The sequence below is a fragment of the Streptomyces sp. NPDC107765 genome (assembly GCF_055657085.1).
Genome location: NZ_JBVKBL010000020.1, coordinates 29,698 through 34,211 on the forward strand (window position 1 = coordinate 29,698; position 4,514 = coordinate 34,211).

Here is a 4,514-nt window from a genome sequence, read left to right on the forward strand (position 1 = left end):
ACGGGCCGGGCGCAAACCGGGGTGACGTCCGGCTCCGGCGAAGGTCAGGCGATCGGCATGCGTACGCGGCCCGAACTGCTGGCCCGTCCCCTCGGCCGCCGTCTCTCCCGGGCACGCGGGGCCATGAGCCGGCACCTCCGCGGCAGCGCTGCGACCAGCGGCGGGAAACAGAGTGTGACACCCACGACGTCACCCGAATACACTAATTCACCTGACTATGCCCGCTATTGCTGGCAAAAGTGAGGTCTGGCCATGGACGGTATTGCCGACATGGGAGGAGCCCCAGGCTGGGGCTCCGTGCATCCGCCGAGACAGGATGAACCTGTTTTCTCAGAGCCCTGGGAAGGCCGGGCATTCGCGCTCGCGATCCTCTCGAACAGGGCGTCCGGGGGAAACCTGGACTCCTTCCGGCACGCGCTGGAGCGGCTGGACCGGGCGCACTACATCGACGACGGCTACTACGGGCGCTGGCTCAACGCCGGAGAGCTGAGACTCCTCGACAGCGCTGTCCTGGCACCTGGTGCGGTCGACGCCCGCGCCCGCAACCTCCGCGGCGAGCACGTGGAGGAGCCCCCGGTCCCGGAGCCGGCCAAGCCCGACTACGCGCCGACCGCCGAAGGCACACTGCGCTGCCTCGACACCGCGCCGGCCTTCGCCGTCGGCGAGCGCGTGCGTGCCAGGGACATGTCGCCGTCCGGACACACCAGGCTGCCGCGCTATGTGCGAGGGCATGTCGGCGTTGTCGACATCATTCAGCCCGCCGGCGTGCTGCCGGACAGCAACGCGCACTTCCTGGGCGAGAACCCTCAGTACGTCTACTCGGTGCGTTTCGACTCTCATGACCTGTGGGGCACCGACGCCGAGCCCTTCGAGCTCACCGTGGAAGTGTTCGAGAGTTACCTGGAGACGCCCTCATGACCACCACCGCCGGATCGGCCGAGCGCCTTCCCCCGGCCCTGCGCACCGAGGCACTCGAGCAGTTGCTCACCGAACGGGGCCTGATCGATCCGAAGGCGATGAACGGGCTCATCACCACCTATGAGACCAACATCGGACCGCTCAACGGCGCGAAGGTCGTCGCCAGGGCCTGGACGGATCCCGAATACCGTCGCCGACTGCTCGAGGACGGCACGTCCGCCATCAAGGAGCTGGGCTTCGGAGGGTTCCAGGGCGAGCACATCGTCGTGGTGGAGAACACCGCGACCTCGCACAACGTGGTGGTCTGCACGCTGTGCTCGTGCTACCCGTGGCCGGTGCTCGGCCTGCCTCCGAGCTGGTACAAGGACCCCGCCTACCGCGCCCGGGTGGTGAAGGAGCCGCGCGCGGTGCTGTCCGAGATGGGACTCGAGCTGGCTGACGATGTACGGATCACCGTCCACGACTCCACCAGCGAGGTGCGCTGGCTGGTGCTGCCCGAGCAGCCGTCCGGCACCGAGCATCTGACCGAGGAAGAACTCGTCCCTCTGGTGACGAGGGACGCGATGGTCGGGGTGGCCAAGGTGGCGGCCCCATGAGCGCACCTCTGGACGTCGAAGGTCCCGCCGCACCGCCACGCTCCAACGGCGAGCTGGTGTTCGCCGAGTCGTGGGAGAGCCGTGCCTTCGGGATGGCCGTCACCTTGTACGACGCGGGAGTGTTCACCTGGCCGGAATTCCAGGCCGCACTGATTACCCGGATCGCCGCCTGGGAAGCCTCGGCGGAGCGCGACGAACCGTACAGCTATTACAGGCTCTGGCTGGCCGCACTGGAGGACGTGCTCACGAGCGTGCGCGCCGTGTCCACGGACGAGGTCATCACACGCGCCCGATCCCTGTCCCAACGCCCTCGTGGCCACGACCACCGTGACCACTCCGACCACCACGACCATCCGCACTGACCACGGCGCACTACGCGTGTCCTCCCCGCCGTTCCCACTGCACCGCGAGCCTGGACTGCTGAGTCGGGATCAGGCCTCACCCGTCTGGGGTGGTGAGGGTGTAGGTCGTTCCGACGCTGGTCTGCACCGGGAAGGGCTGTGGCCAGGGTGTGCTGGGCGCGCCGGCCGGTGCAGTGACCGGGGGCGATCAACTCGGGGCCGAGTGCGGTGAGCACGGCCACCGTCGGGCCGATGACCGGCTCGAAGGCGGGGCCGCTCAGGTGGAAGCCGCCGATGAGGGCCAGCAGTTCGCTGACGCCGGTGAGCCTCATGGCGTGCCGGATGATGTTGATGACTCCGGCGTGCCCGCACCCGGTGATGATCACGAGTCCCCGGCCGCGCACGTTGACGACGCGTGCCTGGTCGTCGATGACGCTGGGGTCGTATCGCCAGCCGTTCCCGTCCCAGGCCTGGTGCGGCGGCGGCATGCCGTGCTCGAACTCGGTGACGCGGTCCACTCCGCCGGTGATCAGGATGCCGCCGGCCAGCAGCGACGGCTGCCGCCGCTCGATCACCTCGAACCCTTCGCGTTCCAGGGCAGCTCGGGACAGCGTGGGCAGCTCCAGACGCTGGCCGGCGGGTAGTTCGAGGCGGCGGCGGGTCCGGGGAAGCTACTTGGCAATTCGGCCCAGGCGCCTCACTCCTGCGGTTCGTGCGCCGCCGCCACGATCCGCTGCAGGGCTGCGGCGTGCCGTTGGAACGCCCCCCGGCCGTGCGTGGTGAGCCGGACGTGGGTGTGCCGCCCCGTACGGTTCCGGGTCTTGCGCACCTCGACGTACCCGGCCTCCGCCAGTGAGGCGACCTGCTTGGACAGGGCCGAGTCGCTGGTCCCCACCTTGTCCCGCACGAAGCCGAACTCCACCCAGTCGGCCGGAGCCAGCAGCGCGACGACCGAGAGCCGGGCCGGTACGTGCAGGAACTCGTCGAAGTCCGGGTCCATCAGGCGCGGCTGTTCCGGCGGGTGATGGCTTTCATGATCGGGCGGGTCGCATACCCGGCCACCAGGGTCGCAACGGCCGCGACGCCCCCGGCGATCACGCCAGGGTTCGGCAGCCCCAGCAGCCGGGCGCCGATCAGCGCCGCCACGAGGATCACGGTGACAACGCCCCCCAGCCATAGGGAGAACGCCCACTCCGTGCCGGATGGCTTCCGGCGGACCGGGGCCCGCCGCTGATGCACGAACAGCATGACTGCCATCAGCCCGCCCGCCGCCAGGAGGGTGAGGGTGCGCCAGGGGTTCGGCAGATCGACGGCCGCGCTGAAGCTGAACACGGCCAGTGCGGTGATGAGCAGGTAGGGAAGCGAGGAGCCGTGGCGCACATACGCGTCACGGGTCTGCTCCTGGTGGTGGTGTATGGCGTCGAGCGCGGTCCGCGCGTCGTACGAGGTCATGAGTCCCCCTTGTCATGCTGGTCATCCGTGGTACTTGCCCATGGAGAAAGTACCACCTTCTTTCCTGACGGGAAAGGAGGTGGCAGCCGTGGCGGCTCCGGCCGCTGACGGCGCTCAGGCGGCCCGCAGCTCGGGCCGCAGCCGCTTGAAGGAGATTGGGAGTTGCTCCGGGCCGCGCAGGATGCCGTTCTCCCGGTACGGCTGCGGATCGGTCATGCGCCCGGGCAGGGCGCGGTGGAACTCCGCAGCGGGGCCCACTCGGCCGTCATCACCGGTGACTGCGTCCATCACCCCGTGCAACTGCACCGCTCCGCCATCACCAGCTGCGTGGACATCGACCCCGGACAGGCCGTCCGCAGCCGCCGCGAGCTGATCGCCTCGCTCGCCGACACCGAGACCCTGCTCCTCGGCAGCCACTTCCCGCCGCCGACCGCCGGCCTCGTCACCGCCGAGGCCGGTGCTTACCGGCTGCCCCCCGTTCCTGGGGTTTCGTCCTGACCCTTCGCGGGCCCGGCGGTGCGCCCGGCCTATTCCGGCCCGGCCGCCCATTGCGTAATGCCCGAAGTCCCTTGCGTCGATAGGCCGGACGGAAAAACCGACCGCATAGACCAGAATTGCGGGGCGCTGGATCTCGGCCAGTGGATCGGAACCGGAAAGGGGAGGGGCGGTAGGTGGGGAAGCTCCATGCGTGCCAGGCATCCCCTCGTCCCCACTCCTCCCGGCATGCAGTTGCCGGCGGCCGGCTGGGTGTGCGGCGGGGTGTGGGCGTGCGGGGAAAGGTGCACGTCAGCCGTGTACGGGCGGGAGTTGGGCGCTCCCGAGGTCCGGGGCCGGGCCGTCGCCGGGCCGGCGAGTCCAGGTCCCGGCGATAAGGTTCGCTATTGATCCCTCTAAAAACTCCTTATATCGAGTCGGAGTCTTTGGCTGACCTTTAGGCAGCGCTTGACACCGCGTAGCGGCTGGTGATTGCCTAAATGCGGACATGAAAGCGGGGGAGGGCCTGCCTTGGCACCTTTGAAGCAGGTGGGATGAAGGTCGAGTCGGCCGCTCCGTGTGGTATCGAATGCCATGCGCGAGCTCATCTGGGCCGATTGAGCATGTAACTATTCTGCGTTTCCTTTCTTGGTACGGATAGAAGTGTACGGGGGGCTCTTCGGGGACCCTTCCTGTGCGCTGCTTTTGTCATGGGAGCGGGGGAGTTCCGCGA

General features: G+C 68.7%; 8 protein-coding genes. 5 read left to right on the forward strand and 3 right to left on the reverse strand.

Going from position 1 to position 4,514, the window contains the following annotated elements:
• The first annotated feature begins 252 nt into the window (after positions 1-252).
• The 4 genes from nthB to ACZ7MX_RS34630 all read left to right on the forward strand — a co-directional run bounded on the left by nthB (position 253) and on the right by ACZ7MX_RS34630 (position 2,499).
• Entirely contained in the window at positions 253-918 is a 666-nt protein-coding gene (gene nthB / locus ACZ7MX_RS34615) for a nitrile hydratase subunit beta (protein WP_472138024.1), read from the forward strand.
• On the forward strand, positions 915-1,514 hold the full coding sequence (gene nthA, locus ACZ7MX_RS34620) for a nitrile hydratase subunit alpha (protein WP_472138026.1): 600 nt from the start codon (positions 915-917) through the stop codon (positions 1,512-1,514). The genes nthB and nthA overlap by 4 nt, the downstream gene beginning before the upstream one ends.
• The gene (locus ACZ7MX_RS34625) at positions 1,511-1,876 is read left to right on the forward strand and encodes a nitrile hydratase accessory protein (protein ID WP_472138027.1); all 366 of its coding nucleotides are present in this window, start codon (positions 1,511-1,513) and stop codon (positions 1,874-1,876) included. The genes nthA and ACZ7MX_RS34625 overlap by 4 nt, the downstream gene beginning before the upstream one ends.
• Before the next feature lie 149 nt (positions 1,877-2,025).
• Positions 2,026-2,499, forward strand: a complete 474-nt coding sequence (locus ACZ7MX_RS34630; RefSeq protein WP_472138028.1) for a hypothetical protein — start codon at positions 2,026-2,028, stop codon at positions 2,497-2,499.
• 53 nt (positions 2,500-2,552) lie between these two features.
• Here the strand turns inward: ACZ7MX_RS34630 and ACZ7MX_RS34635 are convergent, their stop codons facing one another.
• The 3 genes from ACZ7MX_RS34635 to ACZ7MX_RS34645 form a co-directional block, all read right to left on the reverse strand.
• On the reverse strand, positions 2,553-2,855 hold the full coding sequence (locus ACZ7MX_RS34635; protein WP_472138030.1) for a transcriptional regulator: 303 nt from the start codon (positions 2,853-2,855) through the stop codon (positions 2,553-2,555).
• On the reverse strand, positions 2,855-3,307 hold the full coding sequence (locus tag ACZ7MX_RS34640) for a hypothetical protein (RefSeq protein WP_472138032.1): 453 nt from the start codon (positions 3,305-3,307) through the stop codon (positions 2,855-2,857). Before ACZ7MX_RS34640 ends, ACZ7MX_RS34635 begins: the two co-directional genes overlap by 1 nt.
• Positions 3,308-3,421: 114 nt before the next feature.
• Complete coding sequence (locus ACZ7MX_RS34645) at positions 3,422-3,595, reverse strand: hypothetical protein (protein WP_472138033.1); 174 nt, start codon at positions 3,593-3,595, stop codon at positions 3,422-3,424.
• 6 nt (positions 3,596-3,601) lie between these two features.
• Between ACZ7MX_RS34645 and ACZ7MX_RS34650 the strand changes: the two genes are divergently transcribed.
• Entirely contained in the window at positions 3,602-3,805 is a 204-nt protein-coding gene (locus ACZ7MX_RS34650) for a hypothetical protein (RefSeq protein ID WP_472138035.1), read from the forward strand.
• Positions 3,806-4,514: the final 709 nt, after the last annotated feature.

Bases quoted from the DNA above. Each gene is read 5' to 3' on its own strand.
- nthB (WP_472138024.1), top strand. From the start codon at position 253: ATGGACGGTATTGCCGACATGGGAGGAGCCCCAGGCTGGGGCTCCGTG.
- nthA (WP_472138026.1), top strand. From the start codon at position 915: ATGACCACCACCGCCGGATCGGCCGAGCGCCTTCCCCCGGCCCTGCGC.
- ACZ7MX_RS34625 (WP_472138027.1), top strand. From the start codon at position 1,511: ATGAGCGCACCTCTGGACGTCGAAGGTCCCGCCGCACCGCCACGCTCC.
- ACZ7MX_RS34635 (WP_472138030.1), bottom strand. From the start codon at position 2,855: ATGGACCCGGACTTCGACGAGTTCCTGCACGTACCGGCCCGGCTCTCG.
- ACZ7MX_RS34640 (WP_472138032.1), bottom strand. From the start codon at position 3,307: ATGACCTCGTACGACGCGCGGACCGCGCTCGACGCCATACACCACCAC.
- ACZ7MX_RS34645 (WP_472138033.1), bottom strand. From the start codon at position 3,595: ATGGACGCAGTCACCGGTGATGACGGCCGAGTGGGCCCCGCTGCGGAG.